Raw genomic sequence first — 17,795 nt, forward strand, 5'->3', positions numbered from 1 at the left:
TCCGGGCCGCCGCCCGTCCCAGGCTCGACGGTGCCTGCTCGGATTCCACCGGGTCGGTGACAGTCACAACGAGGACCACCCATCATTCGCGTTCGGCACGTGCGGCGTCCCTGCCGGCACGCCGGTCATGATCTTTTATTGCTGATATCCGCCTGGTTTTGCGGCTCCGCCGAATCAACATAGCAACGGCGTCCGGTCGCACAATGACACGATCGGGGTCACCGGCGAAAACCACCTGTTCGACCTGGGTGGCTTTCGGATGACGTCCCGCGGAGAGCCGGTCCGGAGGTGGTGACTGCCTGTTCCGGACCGTCACCCGGTCGGGAAGGTCCAGCTCCGCAACGGTCCGCCGTGATCGCCGTGCGGAACGGAGAAAGGTTCCCGGTGTCCGGTAACTGCGCCGAACCGGCGACGAGCGGGGATTTTTTCGGCCACTCGGATGAATTCCGCCGTTGCTGTTGTCGGCCCGAAAATGGGTGACTAACTTGAGCGGTCCCGGCTGTGGAATGTGCCGGGCAGTGCTTCCCGCGCTTCGCGGGCGAAAGGACCCGGATGAACATCTTCGTGGCCGGCAGTCTCTGGGTGGCCGGTGCGGCCTGCGCCGGCGGCCTGATCGCCTACCTGGTCCGCCGGTTCGGCCGGGACGACGAGGGGCGGCCCGGCAACAACGACGCGGCCGGTCAGGTGTTCACCATCGTCGGCGGGCTGCACGCGGTCCTGCTCGCCTTCGTCCTCATCTCGCTGTACGACTCGGTCAGCACGGTGGGCCAGAACGCGCAGACCGAAGCCGACAGCCTGGTCGCCACCACCTGGGCGGCCGACGCGCTGCCCGAGGCGACGAAGGACCGGGTGCACCAGCTCGCCGCGGCCTACGCGCGCACGGTCGAGGAGCAGGAGTGGCCGCGCCTGGCCGACGGCGGCGAGATACCCGCCACGGGGGCTACGCAGCTCGACCAGATGCGCCAGGCGGTGGCCGAGGCCCCGGCCGACGACGACTGGCTGCTGGACCGCAAGACCGAGGCGAGCAACCAGCTCTGGTCGGTCTACCAGGCCCGGCAGCAGCGGCTGGCCCACTCCGGCGCCGGCGGGGTCGGCGCGGTCGTCTGGTTCGCGCTGGTCCTCGGCAGCCTGATCACGGCCATCCTGCTGCCCAACCTGTTCGGAGGCACGCGGCTGGCCGCGCACATCGTCATCGTGTCCACCCTGGCCGGCACGATCACGTTGCTGCTGTTCGCGATCTACCAGCTGCAGAACCCGTTCAGCGGCGGCGTCAGCGTGCCCCCCGAGGCGTTCACCTCGGCGCTGGCCAGGCTGGTTTGACCGGCACGCGGTTCCGCTGGGCGGCGGCACTCGGTGCGGCCGCGGCGGTTTCGGCGCTGCTGGCGGCGTCGGGCTGGCTCGCGCCCCCGGCGTCCCACCTCGCGCTGGCGCGGGAGCCGGCCGGCTGCACGATCCTGCAGGCGGAGAACGAACGCAGCGGCGCGCCGACGACGCTGCGGCTGCTTTCGCTGCCCGGCGGCGTCACTCGGCGGGTGAGCGAGGCCGGGTACTGGATCAACGCGATGGGCTACTCCGCGGCGCAAAAAGTGGTCTACGGCGTCGCCGACGGCACCCGCGCCGGCCGGTACCACGGCGCGCACGCGGTGCGGATCGACGCCGCCGGCGGCGTCACCGACCTGGGCGTGATCGGCCGGGCCGGCGCGCGGAAGCCGGTGTGGAGCCCGGTCACCGGCGCCACCGCGGGCGCGATCGACGGCGACCGCTGGTACGTCCGGCAGGGCAGCGATCTGTACACAGTGGACATCGATCCGGCCGGCGTGGACTACGTGCGGGTGGTGCACCGGACGTCGCTGCGGCCGGTGTCGCTCGCCGTCGGCGTCGACGACTTCGCCTTCGACCCGGCGGACGGGCTGCTCTACGGCGTCTCGGCGACTTCCCGCGGGGACAGCTCGGTGGTCACCCTCGACCCGTCGAGCGGGAAGGTCGCGGTGGTGCCCGGGCTCCGGTTCCCCGAGGGCGGCGCGTACGGCTCGGTGGTGCTCGCCCCCGGCGCGATCTACGCCACGGCCAACCAGGCCGGCCGGCGCAGCGTCACGTTCCGCCTGCCGCGTGACGGCTCGGGCCAGGTCACCGAGGTCGCGACCGGGCCACCCCTGGTGAGCGGAGACGCGGCCGGCTGCCTCGCCGAGCCGCCGGCGCGCCCGCCGACGACGTCACCCCCGCCGACGACGCCCCCGGGGCAGTCGTCACCACCACCGACCACGCCGCCGGGGCAGTCGTCGGAGCCGCCGCCCCGGACCGAGACGCCGTCACCCGAGCCGTCGCCGGAGCCGCCCCCGCCGCCACCACCGGTGGAACAGCCCGTCGTCCTGCCCCCGGCCCCTTCGCCGGCACCCACGCCACCGGCGGTGGTGGTCACGCCCACGCCCGCCACCCCGGCCCCGCCACTCTCGCCGCCGCCGACGACGCACCACGCGCTTCCGAAGGAGAAGGCCGAGCCGATCGTCCAGGACACCGGACGGCGGACCGAGGAGAAACGCCGCTGGGGGCTGACGGCGCTGATCCTCGTGCTCGGCGGAGGCGCGGCGGCCGCGCACGGGCGCCGGCACCGGTGAGCCCGGTCAGTACTTGAACTGGTCGACGTTGTCGGCGGTGATGAGCAGCGGGTCGCCCAGCAGGACGGTCTTCGCCGCGGCGTCGTACTTCACCGCCGGCAGCTCCAGGCTGACCTTGTTCATCGGGCTCAGGGGCTTGCCGTCGGCGACCTGCTTCGCCGTCCACGCCGTCAGGTAGCCCAGCGACTCGACGTTCCACAGCACCGACTGCGAGCACGACCCCTTGAGCAGGAACGGCTTGATGGCCTGCGGCGTCCCGACGCCGACGGTGAACACCCGGCCGATCTTCTGCTCGTCGTCGACGGCCTTCGCGACGCCGGGCGCGGACGTCGTGCACTCGCCGATCAGCCCGGTCAGGCCGGGGTGGCCGGCCATGAGCTGCTTGGCCATGGCCGTCGCGGCTTCTTCGTCTTCGCCCGCGTACACGGTGTCGACGAGCTCGGCCTTCGGGTAGTGCGTGGCCGCGTAGTCCTTCTGGACGGCGATCCACGAGTTGAGGTTCGCCGCGGCCGGCCCGCACGAGACGATCGCGTACTGGCCGGTACCGCCGGTCTTCGCCATCAGCGCGTCGACGAGCGCGGTGCCGATGCCCTGCGCGCTGGCCTGGTTGACGAACACCTCACGCTGCGTGCCCGGCGCGTCGGTGTCCGAGGTGAGCACGTGGATGCCCTTCGCCCGGGCCTCGGCGATCACGGACGCGAGCGCGGCCGGGTCGTTCGGGGCCACGACGATGACGTCGACCTTCTTCGCGATCAGGTCGCGCAGGATCGTCACCTGGGCGGCCGGGTCGACGGTCTCCGGCCCGGTCGAGTGCCACGCGATGCCCAGCTGTTTCGCCGCCTCCAAGCCGCCGTTGTTCATGGCGTCGAAGTACGGGATGCCGCGGACCTTGGGCACGAACTCGATCCGGGTCGGCGTCGGGGCGGGCGGGCTGCCCAGCTGGTCCGAGCAGCCTCCGAGCGCGAGCGCCGCGACCAGCGGCACCGTCGCGACCAGCCGGAAGGTCTTCGTCGGCCCTCGCATCTCCACCCGTTCCTCAGGAAATTCGATCAGTTCGATGGGTCTGCGCATGGTGGAGACCAAGGGCGAACGTAGGGCCCCGGGTAACTGTGGTCAACGGGATGTGCGCAAAGGGTTACGGAAGTGAGTTCTCCTCTGGCGGACATCCCCTGGTCGGCCGCGGATCGCTACTCTGAGCGACAATGGTCCGTCTGTCCGTGTCCGCACGCTGGCTTCTGGGCGGCGCCGGTGCCGCGGCACACCGCCCACGCGCACGATGTCCGGCATGGACCACGGAATGTGCACTCAGTACCCCCCAGGGGTATAGTCCCGGGGTATGAGCGAACAGCACGGGGCTTCGTGGGCGACAGCGATCCAGGCGACTCTGCACTGCCTGACCGGCTGTGCCATCGGTGAGGTGCTCGGCATGGTGCTGGGCACGGCGTTCGGCCTGCACAACGCGGCGACCGTGGTCCTGTCGATCGTGCTGGCCTTCGTCTTCGGGTACGGCCTGACCATGCGGGGCGTCCTGAAGTCGGGGCTCGGCGCGGCGGCGGCGTTCAAGGTCGCGCTGGCCGCGGACACCGTGTCGATCGCCGTGATGGAGCTGATCGACAACACCGTGGTCGTGGCGATTCCGGGGGCGATGGACGCCGGGCTGGCCAGCTTCCTGTTCTGGCTGTCGCTGGCGCTCTCGCTGGCGATCGCGTTCGTCGTCACAGTGCCGGTCAACAAGTGGATGATCGGGCGCGGCCTCGGCCACGCCAAGGTGCACGCGCACCACCAGCACTGAACAGCGCGCCCGGGGAGGTGGCGGCCTCCCCGGCCGCCGCTACACGCTCGAAAGATCGATGGCGCGGTCCACCTTGCGGCGGTCGAGCACCCGCAGGATGCCTTCCAGCAGGTAGTAGTCGGCGTAGGGCAGCGACACCTCGACGCCGTCCTCGTTCGGCCGGTTGCGGGTGCAGCGCGCGACGCTCGCCTCGGCGCGGGTGGACTTCGTCGTCAGGCACGTCCGCGACACCGCGGTGAGGATCCGCAGCGCGCTTTCGCGGTAGTGCGGGCGGTGCGTGAGTTCCGCGAGGTCCAGCAGGCCGCAGGCCATGATCACGCCGGCGGAGGCGTCCTTGACGTCGTTCGGCGCCTGCGGGGCCAGGTAGTCCCACACCGGCACGTTGTCGGGCGTCAGCCGGGACAGCGCGAAGTCCGCGAGCCGCCGGGCCGTGGCCAGGAACTCCGGGTCCCCGGTGCGCCGGTGGATGGTCGTGAACCCGTAGACGCCCCAGGCCTGCCCGCGCGACCAGCACGACGTGGGGCTGTAGCCCTGCACCGTGTTCGGCCCGATCGGCGCGCCGGTGACCGGGTCGAAGTCGAACACGTGCGGCGTCGATCCGTCGGGACGCGGGAAGTGCTGCTGGGCCGTCTTCGCGTGCGCGGCGGCGATTTCGAGGTACTTCGGGTCCCCGGTCTGCGCGCTGGCGAACGCGAGCAGGTCCAGGTTCATCATCGTGTCCATGATGACCCGGCCGGCGTTGTTCGGATCGGACAGTGCGCCCCAGGCGCGGATGAACCGGCCCGCGGGGTTGTAGCGCTTGATCAGCGACGACGCGGCCTGCACCGCGCCGGCCTTCCACTTCTCGTCGCCGGTGAGCCGCCAGGCGGTCACCCACGAGGGGTAGAAGAGGAAGCCGAGGTCGTGCGTGCCCGTGTCGTTCTGGCGCGGCGCGAGTTTCTCGGCGGAAGCCAGCGCGAGGGTTTTGAATTGTTCGTCGCCGCTGTGCAGCCACGCCAGCCACAACTGGCCGGGCCAGAATCCGCCGACCCAGTCGCCGTTCTGCGAATACGTCCATTTCTCGAACTTCGTGCCGACCGGAAACGCGGTGACGCCGGGGGCCACCGCGCGGAGCTTGGCCACCGCGTAATCGGCCGCCTGGCGGAGCGTCCGGGTGGCCGAGGCCAGGTCGGGGTGGTCGGGGGTGGCCGCCACTGTGACTGCGGCGGTGGCCGTCGAGGTGCTGGCGCCCACCGCCACCGCGGCGCCGGCCGCGGTGGTCAGCAGGGTTCTCCGGGAAACGCTCACAGGTGCCCGCCATTCCGTGATTCCGTGGGGAGGGGAGTGCCCGGAATTTTTGCACGCCCGGCGGGCGGTTGTACACCCGGCGGAAGTCTGTTCACGCTTGTGAATTATGTGCCGCTGAGTGGAATAGCGCGGAAATGGGCGAAGGTCCGGTGGGGGACACCGGGCCTTCGCCGTTATCGCGGGGTGAGGGCAGTCATCCACGCGATGATCGGGGTTCAGCAGTGCGGGGCGACCGGGCTGTCCGAACCGGTCTGGACGTAGGTGTCCGAGACGTAGTTGTTCGGGCCGATCCGGTCCCAGATGTTCGTGGTGCCGAACTTGCCGGCCACCGTGTCACCCTCGACGTAGCACTCGATGTTCACCTTGGCGTAGTTCGCCGCGAGGCCCTTGATGGCGGCCGAGGTGCTGGCGCTCGCCCGGACGTTCATCGGGTCGCCGGCGGTGCTGACGACGCCGGTCTTGTCGGAGCCGGTCCACAGGTAGGTGACGTTGACGTTGCCGTTGTCCGACATGCCGAGCCCGTCGTAGAAGACGCCGTCGGCGAGGTCGATGCCGGCCGGGTTGCCGACCTTGTAGCCGAGGTCGTCCCGGCCGCCGTTGTAGCCGTTGTGGTAGGCGGCGTACGCCTCCGGCTGGCCCTGGGGGAGGTCCTTGAACTCGGCGCGCACCGAAGCCGGGTTCCAGTAGTCGTCCTTGGTGTTCCACGGGCCGACGTCCCACACGGGCGCGTACTCGCACCGGCTGCCGTCGGTCTTGCAGACGCGCACGGTGTAGGTGCCGCTGCCCTTGCCGGACAGGCCGCGCCCGGAGGGCAGGGCGACGAAGTGGTCGCGGCTGGTGATGACGTGGCCGTTGGCGGTCGTCTGCCCGGTCAGGCCTTCACGGGTGGCGTAGATCTTGTAGGTCAGCGCGGTCGAGGCGGCCAGCGCGTTGGCCTGCGGGACGCTGTCGGCGCTGAGGGCGACACTCTTGACCGAGGGCCGCACGCCGTCCGTGGTGCTGTGCAGGCTGATTCGCACCTGCACCTCGCTCACGGTGCTCTTCAGCGTGGTGCCGGCGGGAGTCCACTCGGTCCAGTCGTTCACACCGGTCCGGCCGCGGACGTCGACGTCGACCGAGGTGCCCCGGGGGGTGTCGGCGGTCAGTTCGGCGCTGACGCGGTTCGACGGCGAGCCGAGCTTGTGCTCGGCGGTCGTCAGGCTGCCCTCGCTGCCGGCGAACACGCGTTCGGTTCTGTGCCAGGCGGCGTCGGTCAGGGTCAGCGCCCCACCCGCGTCGGTGACGTTGACGTCGTCGTTGTCCACAGTGGACAAGTCGGCGGTCCAGCCGGCGGTGGCCGACGGCGCCGTTGCGGCCTGCGCGGGGGCTCCGGCCAGCGCCGTCACCGCCCCGGCTGCCAGAACCGCCGCGGTCACGCGGCCGGCTTTCATGATCCGGATCATCCCCGGTTCTCCTCTCGCACCCTGTTGTTTCGAAGGTGGCGAAAGACTGACGAGGGGGCGTACATGATCCGTACAAGCAGATTGTGCCTTGGGGGGAAGTCGTATGCGGCCGGGTGTGAGCTGTGGCTGCCGGATTCTCGTCTGCCGGATTGTTCCCTGCCGGATTCTTCCCGCCGGCCCGAACGCCGGATTGTTCAACGGCCGACAGACCGTGTCAAGGCGGGAAAGCGTGCCTTGACACGGCCTGTCGGCCGCTGAGGCGGCTGCGTATCGGTTCGGCAGGGGGGTGTGGCCGGGGCGGGCCTGCCGGCCGCGGTGGAGCTGGGTCGGCTGTGGCGGAGCCGGGTCGGCTGTGGTGAGGCCGAGCTGTCGCGGTGGAGCCGGGTCGGCTGTGGTGAGGCCGAGCGGCCGCGGTGGAGCCGGGTCGGCGGTGGCCGAGCCCTGCTGCGGCGACCTCAGGCCGAAGCTATGTGCGGCCGCGCTTCCACGACCACCGGCGGGTCCTTCGGCCGGGTGGACAGGTCGCGCCAGATCGCCAGCGCGCGCTCCGAGTAGTCCCGCGACCGCTCCGGCTGGGAAAGTGCCCGGTGCAGCTCCCCGAGCAACTGCGAAACCTCCGCCTCCGAGCGGCGGTCACCGTTGCGGCGGTGCACCGCCAGGGAGTTCACCAGCAGCAGCTGCGCGTGCGCGAAATCTCCGCTGTGCAGGCAGAGCTCCCCGAGGTTCTGGTTCGCGTAGCCCACACAGTGGTCGTCGCCGAGGTCGGTGAAGATCGCGATCGCGCGGTCGACGTGCTCGCGGGCCGCGGCCAGGTTGCCCTGGTGCTGGAACAGCAGGCCCAGCCGCTTGAGGGCGTGGGCCTCGCGGTGGCGGTCGCCGATCGAGGCCGACAGCTCCAGTGCGTCCGTGATCCAGCGCTTCGCCGCCGCGTAACACCCGCGGGACATCCACACCGCGCCCGCGCCGAGGCGGGCCACCGCTTCGCCGTTCGGGTCGTCGGCCTCCGCGAACAGCTTCAGTGCCTCGTGGCAGTGGTCGAGGGCCAGGTCGTCCTCGCCTTCGATGCGCAGGATCGTCGAAACCCCGGTCAGGGCGACGGCGAGGCCCTGGGCGTCACCGATCGCGTCGAACAGCTTCTTCGACTCCTCGAACGCCACCCGCGCCTCGGCGTACTCGTCCTGGTAGAGCAGGTACTGCCCGAGGTTGCGCTGGACGATCGCCTCGGCCCGCGCCGAGCCCGTCCGGCGGGCCGCCGCGAGGGCGATCAGATGGGTGCTGTGCCAGTCGTCCTGCGGGCCCCTCAGGTCGAAGTACGGTGTCAGCGCCGAAGCCAGCTGCCAGGCCAGGTCGTCGAACCCGTGCTGGACGGCCAGCGAAACCGCCGCGACGGTCGTGTGCCGCTCGGCCGCGAACCACGCGGCCGGGTCTTCGGGCAGCACGCCTTCGGGCACGCCGGGGCGCGGCAGCTCGTCGTCGCAGTACATGCCGAAGAAGTGCAGCGGCATCCGGCGCGCCGCCTCGAGCGCGAGCCCCAGGTACCCCTCCAGCACCCGGCGCAGGCCGGCCCGGGTCTTCGCCGCGTCACTGCGCTCGGCGAGTTCCACCGCGTACACGCGCAGCAGGTCGTGCAACCGGTAGCGCGGCTGCCCGGCCGAATCGGAGCCGACGAGCTCGACGAGGTGGCCGTCGACCAGCACGTCGAGGACGTCGTCGGCGTCGCGGCGGCCCAGCACGGCCGCGACCGCCCACGCCGGGAACTGGACCGGCCCGAGCAGGCCCAGCCCGCGGAACGCGGTGGCCGCCGACATCGGCAGCAGGTCGTACGACAGCGTCACGCTCGCGCGGACGGCGAGGTCGCCGACGCGCAGCTCGTCGAGCCGGCGGCGCTCGTCGCCCAGCCGGTCGGCCAGCAGCCGCAGCGTCCAGCCCGGCCGGTGCGTGAGCTTCGCGCCGGCCACCCGGATCGCCAGCGGCAGGTGCCCGCACTGGCGCAGGATCGCCGCGGCGCTCGCCGGCTCGGCGGCCACCCGTTCGGCGCCGACGATGCCTTCCAGCAGCCGCGCGGCCTCGGCCTCGGGCAGCAGGTCGACGTCCACCGGCTTCGCGCCGGCCAGCCCGGGCAGCCGGATCCGGCTGGTCACCAGCACCGCGCAGGCGCCGGCCCCGGGCAGCAGCGGCCGCACCTGGGCCTCGCTGCCGGCGTCGTCGAGCACGACGCACATCCGCCGCCCGGCCAGCCGCGACCGCAGCAGCGCCGACCGCTCGGCCAGCTCGCGCGGCAGGCCGGCGTCGGGGATGCCCAGCGTGCGCAGCAGCTCGGCGAGCACGCTCATCGGCGCCCGCGGCGACGACGACGTGCCGGCCAGGTCGACGTGCAGCTGGCCGTCGGGGAACTCGTCGCGGACCGCGTGCGCGACCCGGACGGCGACCGCCGACTTGCCGACACCGGGCGCGCCCGACAGCACGATCACGGCGGGCGTGCCGGAGTCCGCGCGTTCCCGCAGCAGGGTGACGACGTCACGGATCAGCGTGTCGCGGCCGGTGAAGTCCGGCAGGTCCAGGGGCAGCTGGCAGACCGGGGCGACGTCGGCCGGACGCGGGGCGACGACGGTTTCCGGGACCAGGGTCACGCGCAGCTCGCGCAGCCGGGCACCCGGTCCGGCGTCGAGCTCCTCGCGCAGGACCCGCTCGGCCGACTCGTACGCCTCGATCGCGTCCCCGGTCCGGCCCGCGGCGCGCAGGGCGACGATCAGCTGGGCCCAGAGCTCCTCGCGCAGCGGGTGCTCGGTGACCAGCCCGCGCAGCTCGGCGATGGCCTCGCCGGAGCGGCCGAGGCCGATCCGCGCCCGGAGCCGCTGTTCCTGCACCGACAGCCGCAGTTCGGTGAGCCGGGCGACGGTCGCGCCCCAGCTGTGGTCGTGCGGCAGGCCTTCGAGGACTTCGCCGCGCCACAGCGCGTCGGCCTTGTCGAAGAGTTTGAGCGCGCTTTCGGCTTCGCCGCCGTCGAGCGCTTCCTGCGCTTCGCCGGCCAGGGCGGCGAACGCGAGGTGGTCCAGTTCGTCCGGCACCGCGGTCAGCAGGTAGCCGGAGGCCCGGCTGCTGATCCGCTCGCCGAGGGCGGGGTCGATCTCGGCGAACCGTCTTCGCAGTGAGTGCACGTACGTGCGGATGTTCGCCGCGGCCGACCGCGGCGCCGCCTGTGGCCACAGCACTTCCACCAGCACGTCGGTCGAGACGACGACGTTCGGCTGCAGGGCCAGCGCGGCCAGCAGCAGCCGGGGCTTCGGGCCGCCGAGGGCGATCACCCGCCCGGCGGCGGTGACCTCCAGCGGACCGAGGACGCGGATGGTCAGCGAGGTGGTCTCAACCTGCCCGATGAGTTCCCCCATGGCCGGGACTCTAGGACCCGTCCGGCGCAGCGGCTAGATCCATTCGGAGTGTCTGTGCGCACACGTGCGCCTTTGTACGGAACGTGTACGGCGCGGCGGCACGCTGCCGCCATGAAGCGTTCGAAACTCCGGCGTATCGCCGGTTCCGGCCTGGTCATGGCCGCGGTCGGCGCGCTCCTCGCCGGCGGCGCGGCCGAAGCGTCCGCCGCGGCGAGCGGGACAGTGAAGACCGCGGGCGATCCCCTCAACGTCCGCCGGGCGCCCACCGCGGGCGCCACGGCCGTCAAGACCGTCGCGAACGGTGCCGTCGTCACCATCGACTGCCAGGTCAACGGCACTTCGGTGACCGGCACCTACGGCACGGGCACGTTGTGGGACTACGTGCCCGCGCTCGGCGGGTACATCTCGGACACCTACGTCTTCACGAACTCCGACACGCGCGTCGCGCCCGACTGCGGCGTCGGCACGGGCAGCGGCCAGTGCGCCGACGCCTGTGCGGGCGAGGCGCAGTACCGCTCGTCCGATTCGCACTTCCTGGTCTACGACACCGATTCCGACGGCTACTCCGCCGTGGTCGCCTACTGGCTCAAGGGCGGCGCCGGGCCGTTCTACGTCTGGAACTCCGGCGGCGAGGGCACGAAGGTCGACAAGGCCGTCACCGTCCCGCACGGCAGCTGGGTCTTCTACAAGGTGTGCGTCGCGAACTACACGACCGCCAAGCCGGACCTGAAGTCCTGCAGCGACGGCCTCACCGACTTCGCGGCCTGACCGCGCGTCCACCACCAGAAAGGGCTTTCCCATGGGTCAGGTCAACCGGCGCAAGGTGCTGCTCGGCGGGCTCGCCGCGGTCACCGCCACCGCGGCTTCGGCGGCGCTCCCGTCGTGGGCGAACGCCCGCACGACGGCCGCCGCCCCCGCCGTCCACGATCCCTTCCAGCTCGGCGTCGCGTCCGGCGACCCGCTGCCCGACAGCGTCGTGCTGTGGACGCGGCTCGCGCCCGCCCCGCTCAACCCGGACGGCTTCGGCGGCATGCCGGACGCCACCTACGCGGTCGACTGGGAGATCGCGAACGACGAAGCGTTCGGCTCGATCGTGCAGCGCGGCTCGGTGAACGCCGTCAGCGCGTCCGGGCACAGCGTCCACATCGAACCGGCCGGCCTGCAGCCGGCGCGCGAGTACTTCTACCGGTTCAAGAGCTCCGGCTACATTTCGCCGGTCGGCCGGACGCGCACCGCACCCGCCGCCGGCGCCGCGGTCAACCAGCTGAAGTACTGCTTCAGCTCCTGCCAGCACTGGGAGGAGGGCTACTACCACGCGTACAAGGGCATCGTGGCCGACGACCCGGACCTGGTGCTGTTCCTCGGCGACTACATCTACGAGAAGAAGTCGGGGCGGACCGCGCAGGAGCGCAACCCGCGCAGCCTGGCCTTCACCGAGGACGTCACCACGCTCGCGCAGTACCGCGCCCGCCACGCCCAGCACAAGACCGACGCCGACCTGCAGGCCGCGCACGCGATCGCGCCCTGGATCGTCGTGTTCGACGACCACCGAGTAAGTCAACCAACAACACGGTACCACGTGCTGAGCAGCGGGAGGACGTTGCATCGAGGAGCCGCCTGACCCCGTCACGTTGGGGGTCAGGCGGCTCGACTCTGGTTGCTCATGCTGGCCGCAGGTGGATCATTGCGGGGAGGTAACAAATGGGCTGGCCGCTCCCCACCTTGGATTCCGCATATTCGGGCCCTCTCCTGGAAACCCCGAGCGGTGACTTTCACGACCACATGAGTAAAGCAACGTCACCCAGGCCGCTCAGGTCGTATTGTCCGTCCACCTCGCGTGCACTGGCGTGCGTAACGTCGCGGACCCTTTAAGAGCGGAAGGCGGCCCGAGATCACACCTTCTTGGAATGGATCAGGAGCCAACGGACTGCGTTGAATTCTCGGCATGACGTGCGTGTCCTCGTTAGCAACTTCTCGCTCGACACGCCTACGGATGCCAGATACGGATCGTTGCTCGTAGCGCCGAAGGAACTTTTGTCGTCGACGATTGGTTGCCCGTTCGCCCAGCACCCAGACCGCTACAGCGATAAGCGGCACTGCCACTACCACCAGAGAGAATAGCGCCCAGCCTTCCATTAGCTTGAAGGCGGATGCTGCCGGAGGGAATGAGAGCCGTCGGGTTCCCCTTTGGGCATCTTCTCGGCATACAACTTTAGGGCGTCCGCCAGCGCGAAGACCATCGCGCTGCATTCCATGAGATCGTCGGCGGAAGCAACGCAAGTCTTGAGCTGAGTGGATATTTCCCGCAGTTCGATGCCAGCATCATCGATAAGCCCAGCAAGGCTAGCGCGCGAGTTACTCATTTACGCCACCACCTTCCTGTAAGTCCGCGTGTTCATGGAGAAGTTCGGAGAGCTCCTTGAGCATGTCGGCGTACTCGCGCTGCTTCTTGGGTGTCATATTCCCAAGCGTCAGCGCATTTGCGATCGTCCCCGCATGAGTACCTACCGCTTGAAGTGATTCAACAAGCGCCTTAGTGTCAGTGTCCATAACCGGGACCTACTGCCCTTCAGTCTTGTTGTCGTTATCCTCTTGCGTCATCTCTAGAAGCTTGTTAAACAAGTTCGCCTGCGAGATATCTCCTTCATTCAGTGACTGAAGAGCTGCCGCAGCAGCTTGCCGTTCCTCTTTGGTTGGCTCTCGATCATTTCCCATGGAATTCGAATACGCCCCTTACTCGATTGCGGTCTTGAGTCGCATAGCCAGAACTTGCGCACGAGCCGTAAAGGTCAGGTGGTCTAACATTCTCTCTTGCAATAGCCTATTGTGGGCGAGATGCCGAAGACTCGGCACTACCACATGGTGCACATCGGCGCGAACAAGTTCGGCGACCAAATCATCGAAGGCTTCGCGCGATCCGCAATGGAACTCGAAAAAGAAGCCGACAAAGCGGAGGCCGCAGTTCTCGGCATATGCAACCACTTGGTTTTCCAGTTTTCGAACCTTGTCGTCCGGCACATCACTAGGAACGCGCATGTAGCCGTAGGCGCGCGGTGCCGTCGCCGGGCGGTCGATAACCGCTGCTGACCCCGTGTCGCTCATGATTCACTCCGCTTGACTTGCCGTCCCGACCAGCCACAACGGCCGGTCACGCCGAGATCAGCTTTCCGTATACACTGATTTCATCGGAAGGTCGCGGAGGTGCCACGGCGGTGCCACGCACAGGCCACGAGACAACGAGCGCCCTGAGGAGTGCCGGCATGGGTGATGAAGAGGAACCACATCGCTCGCGCACTGTTCTCGAACTGCTGATACGAGAACGGCGGCAGACGTTCGAGGAGTTCGCCGAGTTCGCGACGGACTTTGCGCGAGACTGTGGCGAGCCCGGCACGCTCAGCGGCCGACATGTGAAACGGCTCGCCTCTGGTCGCGGCGATGGAGGCAAACCCCTCGGTCGACCTCAACAGGCCACGGTCAGGCTCCTTGAGCGCATCTTCGGCGTCAAGATCGACGAGCTACTCTCTCCGCCCCGGGAGCGCGCCACGTTCACCGATGGCGAAGTCGAGTTCCGGGCGTTGCTTCGCACGTCGGCCCGGATCGATGGCGCGGTACTCCAACTGCTGCGCGATCAGTTAAACGCGACGCGCCGACTCGATCGACAGTTGGGCGCGATCCTCGCCCACGACGAAGTGGTCACGAAGATCGCGCAGGTTAGCAGGTTGATGGGCCATAGTGTCATGCCGACCACCCGTGGGGAACTCGCCGCCTTGCTCTCCGAGTTGCGCACCCTCGCCGGATGGCAGGCCCTCGACCTGGGCAACGTCTCTCAGTCCTGGCAGCACTACGAGCACGGCAAGTCAGCCGCCAAGGAACCCGCGAACCGCGCTTTCGAGGCTCACACGAGCGCGGGCCAAGCCTTCGTACTACTGGATATCGGCGACTCAGCGGCGGCGGTCGACTTGATGGCGACCGTCCGCCGGAACGCAGAGCGGACGACGGGCCGACTGGTCCGCTCTTGGCTTGCCGCCGCACACGGCGAGACGCTTGCCGCCGATGGACAGCGTTCGGCGAGTCTTCGCGCGTTCGATCACGCCGCGACGTTGCTGCCGGACGGCCCGACGCAAGGCGACGGGCCGTATCTGGCCCTTGACTCCGTCCACCTTGGCCGCTGGCGCGGCCATGCTCTCGCGAGAGTCGGCGAGCCGGAAGCGATCGACGTCCTCACTGACGCGCTCGATCGTCTCGATCCCACGTTCGTCCGAGCCGAGACAGCCCTTCGTGTCGACCTTGCCACGGCGTTTGTTGCGATGCGTGAGCGTGAACAAGCGTACGTGCACATCGGACGTGCTCAGGCTCTCGCTGCCGACATCGGCTCGGCGCGCCAACACCGCCGACTCGAACGGCTGAAGGCTCGCGTCGGATCACGCTAGGCTCCCTGCGTGACTGAAGACGTTGGGTCGTGGAAGACCTTCGGTGAGCGGACCGTCTATGACAACAAGTGGGTGCGGCTCGGGCTGACCGACGTACAAGCGCCGAACGGTGAGCGATGGGAGTACCACGTCGTTCATCTGGCTCCCATCGCGATCGGGCTGATCATCGATGATCAGGACCGAGCCCTGATGCTCTGGCGCTACCGCTTCGCCACGGACCAGTGGGGGTACGAACTGCTTGGCGGACTGGTCGAGGAGGGCGAAGACCCCGCAGCGACAGCCGCCCGCGAGATTCGGGAGGAGAGCGGCTACGAGCCGGTCGGCGACGCAGAACACCTGATCAGCTTTGAACCGCTGCCCGGACAAGTAACGGCGCCGACTGACGTGTACTTGTGGCGCAATGCCAAGAAGGTCGGCGAACCGACGGACACCGAAGAAGTCGGACGGCTTGAGTGGGTTCCGATGAGTCGGATTCCAGAATTGGCACAGCGTAAGGAAATTCTCGGCGCGGGTGCACTCGTTCCTTTGCTCTACTACATTGCCTCACGCAAGGTCGTCGACGGCACTACCGGGCAAGATCAGCCCACTGAGTCGGCGTAGTTGCCGATCTGATTTGATCTGCGCGGCGAGGCGCCGCGCCTGCCGAGCGTGTTCGAGGGCCGCATCTCGGTCGCCTGCTGCCGCGAACGCGAATGCCAGATCGACCAGCATGCCGGTCTTGGCACGGATGAAATCCGGCGGCAGGCGCGGCAACGCGTCGGTTAGGCGCTGGATTGCATCCGGCTCACCGAGTTTGCTCAACGCGTTGCCTCGCCACCGGTCGAGGTGCGCTCCGCCGAGAAACAGGAAGGGCAACGCCGGGTCGACGGGATCTGTTGGTAAGTGCTCATCCGCCGAGTCGAATGCACGCAACGCATCGTCCCGCTGACCTGCCGCCGCGAGTCCTTCTCCGAGTGCCGCTGCCATCCACGCGCGCAGAACCGGAGGCGCCGTGCGCTCTGCAAGCGCACGTGCCTCAGCAAGTTGCCCTACGGCTGCTTGAACTTCTCCAAGATCAATCAAGATAAATGCCTGCTGCGCAGTCGAATGTGCAAGCAGAATCGAGGATCCCGCTTCGCGCGCTGCCGCTTTGGCCGTCTCATGGTGCTCCCATGCCTGACGAATAGCGTTGCGGTCAAGGGCTTCCCAGCCAGCCAGCGCAGCCGCCTCAGTCAACACCCCCGCCAGCGCTTGGCGCTGGCCGCGCGTCGTGCTGAAGCCAAGCAGGCCCTGTATCTGATCGATGTTGCTACGCAGTTGATCCAGCAGCGCCACACCGCCAAATCGCCGGTCGACATGCCGCGCCTGATCGACTTGTCGCTTGAAGATCTCGACCGTCTCAGCGTCGAGCGAGCGCGCTAGTGCAAGTCGTGAGATCAGTTCCTCTGCCTCGTCGTTCGCCTCTTCATCAGGGAAGCCAAGTTCTTCGTTGGTACGGCCGTAGACGTCACGGAACAGACGACGGTACGGCTGACTGACGGCTTCACGGCCGTTCTCCCAGCGGGACAGCTTGGTCTTGAGGCTCGTTGCCGACATCACCGGAACGGCGAGCGTGTCCGCGCGCCGCAGCAGCATCTTGATGACGTCATCGGCCTTATAGCCGAGCTGCCTGCGTACTGCCTGGAGCCTGGTCTCAGCCATGGCGCACACCTGGTCGATAACCGCGCTGACCTGCGAAGTTAATTGTTGTTAATGGGCCCGTAGTTAACCTCAGCCAACTGCGCGAAGGCCCCTTACTGCCGTTTCCTTGAGTCATGAACGCGAACGGGAACCACCCAATAGACGGGCCGCGGAAGCAGTCAAGGCCGCTCAGCATCGGACCCCTAACGACCGTCCGGCCGACGCAGCAAGTCGGCAATTTCGGTGAGCCGCTCAGTGATGTCCGTGAGCCGACGCTCAATGACGGCCAGCCGTGCCGACACCGCGTCTTCCATGTCCTCGCGTGGCTGTCCCGGGGCCGGCGGAATGCGGCCGTGCAGTACCGCAAGCAGGTGTTGTGGGTGCAAGCCCAGCGCCAGCGCCAGTGCTTCCAACGTCCGGTCGCTGCGCTTGCGCTCCACGGTGTGGTTCTGGATCTCACGAACGATCGCCTGGGAGACCTGCGAGCGTTCCGCCAGCTCGCGCTGTTTCCACCCAAGCTCCTTAACGCGCTCGTTGATGGTCTTCGCGACCGCCGCCCAGTCTTCCGACACCCATTCCTCCGTGGTCCGCCTCGGCGCCGACATTAGCGCTTGACGGATTCCGTGGTGTCGAGATCGACAACGCGTCGCACATCCGGACCATTCGCGCACCCTCATGCGACTAAATCAGCTCTTATTTATAGCTTAAATCATCGTTCTTGACTCAAAGGGACTCAACTAATGCCGAAGCAACTTCCGAACGCCGATCGACCGGCGTTCTACTCCCTCGCCGACGCCGCGTGGATTCTCGGCGTCGACAACAACGAGGTACACCGCGCCATCCGGGTCGGCACGCTCCGCGCGGAACGTCGCCGATCCCGGCTCGTCATCCCCGCCGCCGAGCTGCGGCGCGTCTTGGGCGGCGGTGCGCGATGACCGATTACGACTACGAGGAGATGGCTGCCCAGCTTGACCGGTACGCCGACGTGCCGGACGACGTGCTGAACGAAGTGGTGACCAGGGACGGTCTGTGTTTCTGGGCGTTCGACCGGGCCGACATGCCCGAACTGTCCGGCGAGGACTCGCCGGACCGGGAGTTGGCCGTCCACATGTGCGCCGGGTGCCCGGTGATCGACCAGTGCCGGGAACTGGACTTGCGGACGGCCGGGCCGGACACGGTCG

At 68.7% G+C, this 17,795-nt stretch carries 16 protein-coding genes and 1 pseudogene; 9 read left to right on the forward strand and 8 right to left on the reverse strand.

The genetic code is table 11. From position 1 onward, the window contains the following. Positions 1 to 552: 552 nt before the first annotated feature. Both C2L58_RS35975 and C2L58_RS35980 read left to right on the forward strand, forming a co-directional pair. Positions 553 to 1,320, forward strand: coding sequence for a bestrophin-like domain (locus C2L58_RS35975; RefSeq protein ID WP_103342113.1), 768 nt, complete (start codon positions 553 to 555; stop codon positions 1,318 to 1,320). Then, positions 1,317 to 2,615, forward strand: a complete 1,299-nt coding sequence (locus tag C2L58_RS35980; protein WP_103342114.1) for a YncE family protein — start codon at positions 1,317 to 1,319, stop codon at positions 2,613 to 2,615. Before C2L58_RS35975 ends, C2L58_RS35980 begins: the two co-directional genes overlap by 4 nt. 6 nt (positions 2,616 to 2,621) lie before the next feature. On the opposite strand, the gene C2L58_RS35985 is transcribed toward C2L58_RS35980, so the two are convergent. Beyond that, positions 2,622 to 3,638 carry an autoinducer 2 ABC transporter substrate-binding protein gene (locus tag C2L58_RS35985; RefSeq protein ID WP_199191621.1) on the reverse strand — a complete coding sequence of 339 codons (1,017 nt, stop codon included), beginning with the start codon at positions 3,636 to 3,638 and terminating at the stop codon, positions 2,622 to 2,624. Positions 3,639 to 3,951: 313 nt separating this feature from the next. Between C2L58_RS35985 and C2L58_RS35990 the strand changes: the two genes are divergently transcribed. Further along, complete coding sequence (locus C2L58_RS35990) at positions 3,952 to 4,407, forward strand: DUF4396 domain-containing protein (protein ID WP_003072070.1); 456 nt, start codon at positions 3,952 to 3,954, stop codon at positions 4,405 to 4,407. Between the two features lie 39 nt (positions 4,408 to 4,446). Here C2L58_RS35990 and C2L58_RS35995 read toward each other — a convergent pair whose 3' ends face one another. The 3 genes from C2L58_RS35995 to C2L58_RS36010 form a co-directional block, all read right to left on the reverse strand. After that, positions 4,447 to 5,694 (reverse strand): glycoside hydrolase family 88 protein, encoded by a 1,248-nt coding sequence (locus C2L58_RS35995; RefSeq protein ID WP_103342116.1) that lies wholly within the window; start codon positions 5,692 to 5,694, stop codon positions 4,447 to 4,449. A 215-nt stretch (positions 5,695 to 5,909) separates the two neighbouring features. Beyond that, entirely contained in the window at positions 5,910 to 7,136 is a 1,227-nt protein-coding gene (locus tag C2L58_RS36000) for a hypothetical protein (RefSeq protein ID WP_103342117.1), read from the reverse strand. A 455-nt stretch (positions 7,137 to 7,591) separates the two neighbouring features. Next, entirely contained in the window at positions 7,592 to 10,525 is a 2,934-nt protein-coding gene (locus C2L58_RS36010; protein ID WP_103342118.1) for an AfsR/SARP family transcriptional regulator, read from the reverse strand. Between the two features lie 111 nt (positions 10,526 to 10,636). On the opposite strand from C2L58_RS36010, the gene C2L58_RS36015 reads away from it, so the two are divergent. Together C2L58_RS36015 and C2L58_RS36020 are read left to right on the forward strand one after the other, a co-directional pair. Then, the gene (locus tag C2L58_RS36015) at positions 10,637 to 11,293 is read left to right on the forward strand and encodes a hypothetical protein (protein WP_199191620.1); all 657 of its coding nucleotides are present in this window, start codon (positions 10,637 to 10,639) and stop codon (positions 11,291 to 11,293) included. A 31-nt stretch (positions 11,294 to 11,324) separates the two neighbouring features. Beyond that, positions 11,325 to 12,080 (forward strand): annotated as a pseudogene (locus tag C2L58_RS36020) (alkaline phosphatase D family protein); the annotation flags it as partial. Between the two features lie 800 nt (positions 12,081 to 12,880). Here C2L58_RS36020 and C2L58_RS50980 read toward each other — a convergent pair. Together C2L58_RS50980 and C2L58_RS48895 are read right to left on the reverse strand one after the other, a co-directional pair. Further along, complete coding sequence (locus C2L58_RS50980) at positions 12,881 to 13,075, reverse strand: hypothetical protein (protein ID WP_233226133.1); 195 nt, start codon at positions 13,073 to 13,075, stop codon at positions 12,881 to 12,883. Between the two features lie 183 nt (positions 13,076 to 13,258). After that, positions 13,259 to 13,627: a recombinase family protein gene (locus C2L58_RS48895; protein ID WP_146073736.1), complete on the reverse strand. Its 369-nt coding sequence runs from the start codon at positions 13,625 to 13,627 to the stop codon at positions 13,259 to 13,261. Positions 13,628 to 13,785: 158 nt separating this feature from the next. Between C2L58_RS48895 and C2L58_RS36030 the strand changes: the two genes are divergently transcribed. Both C2L58_RS36030 and C2L58_RS36035 read left to right on the forward strand, forming a co-directional pair. Next, positions 13,786 to 14,955 (forward strand): hypothetical protein, encoded by a 1,170-nt coding sequence (locus tag C2L58_RS36030; RefSeq protein ID WP_103342120.1) that lies wholly within the window; start codon positions 13,786 to 13,788, stop codon positions 14,953 to 14,955. A gap of 9 nt (positions 14,956 to 14,964) precedes the next feature. Next, positions 14,965 to 15,555: an NUDIX hydrolase gene (locus tag C2L58_RS36035; protein ID WP_103342121.1), complete on the forward strand. Its 591-nt coding sequence runs from the start codon at positions 14,965 to 14,967 to the stop codon at positions 15,553 to 15,555. Here the strand turns inward: C2L58_RS36035 and C2L58_RS36040 are convergent. Next, on the reverse strand, positions 15,499 to 16,635 hold the full coding sequence (locus C2L58_RS36040; protein WP_103342122.1) for a hypothetical protein: 1,137 nt from the start codon (positions 16,633 to 16,635) through the stop codon (positions 15,499 to 15,501). The two genes, C2L58_RS36035 and C2L58_RS36040, sit on opposite strands and share 57 nt — an antisense overlap. Before the next feature lie 182 nt (positions 16,636 to 16,817). Further along, positions 16,818 to 17,186: an XRE family transcriptional regulator gene (locus tag C2L58_RS36045; RefSeq protein WP_103342126.1), complete on the reverse strand. Its 369-nt coding sequence runs from the start codon at positions 17,184 to 17,186 to the stop codon at positions 16,818 to 16,820. Positions 17,187 to 17,354: 168 nt separating this feature from the next. Between C2L58_RS36045 and C2L58_RS36050 the strand changes: the two genes are divergently transcribed. After that, on the forward strand, positions 17,355 to 17,549 hold the full coding sequence (locus C2L58_RS36050; RefSeq protein WP_103342123.1) for a DNA-binding protein: 195 nt from the start codon (positions 17,355 to 17,357) through the stop codon (positions 17,547 to 17,549). Beyond that, the coding region (locus C2L58_RS36055) for a transcription factor WhiB (RefSeq protein ID WP_103342124.1) at positions 17,546 to 17,795 on the forward strand (250 nt) is incomplete at its 3' end. The genes C2L58_RS36050 and C2L58_RS36055, both read left to right, overlap by 4 nt.

The organism is Amycolatopsis sp. CA-126428, from assembly GCF_002904335.1.
Taxonomy (GTDB): Bacteria; Actinomycetota; Actinomycetes; order Mycobacteriales; family Pseudonocardiaceae; genus Amycolatopsis.

Bases quoted from the DNA above. Each gene is read 5' to 3' on its own strand.
- C2L58_RS35975 (WP_103342113.1), top strand. From the start codon at position 553: ATGAACATCTTCGTGGCCGGCAGTCTCTGGGTGGCCGGTGCGGCCTGC.
- C2L58_RS35985 (WP_199191621.1), bottom strand. From the start codon at position 3,638: ATGCGAGGGCCGACGAAGACCTTCCGGCTGGTCGCGACGGTGCCGCTG.
- C2L58_RS35990 (WP_003072070.1), top strand. From the start codon at position 3,952: ATGAGCGAACAGCACGGGGCTTCGTGGGCGACAGCGATCCAGGCGACT.
- C2L58_RS36000 (WP_103342117.1), bottom strand. From the start codon at position 7,136: ATGATCCGGATCATGAAAGCCGGCCGCGTGACCGCGGCGGTTCTGGCA.
- C2L58_RS36010 (WP_103342118.1), bottom strand. From the start codon at position 10,525: ATGGGGGAACTCATCGGGCAGGTTGAGACCACCTCGCTGACCATCCGC.
- C2L58_RS36015 (WP_199191620.1), top strand. From the start codon at position 10,637: ATGAAGCGTTCGAAACTCCGGCGTATCGCCGGTTCCGGCCTGGTCATG.
- C2L58_RS50980 (WP_233226133.1), bottom strand. From the start codon at position 13,075: ATGGACACTGACACTAAGGCGCTTGTTGAATCACTTCAAGCGGTAGGT.
- C2L58_RS48895 (WP_146073736.1), bottom strand. From the start codon at position 13,627: ATGAGCGACACGGGGTCAGCAGCGGTTATCGACCGCCCGGCGACGGCA.
- C2L58_RS36030 (WP_103342120.1), top strand. From the start codon at position 13,786: ATGGGTGATGAAGAGGAACCACATCGCTCGCGCACTGTTCTCGAACTG.
- C2L58_RS36040 (WP_103342122.1), bottom strand. From the start codon at position 16,635: ATGGCTGAGACCAGGCTCCAGGCAGTACGCAGGCAGCTCGGCTATAAG.
- C2L58_RS36050 (WP_103342123.1), top strand. From the start codon at position 17,355: ATGCCGAAGCAACTTCCGAACGCCGATCGACCGGCGTTCTACTCCCTC.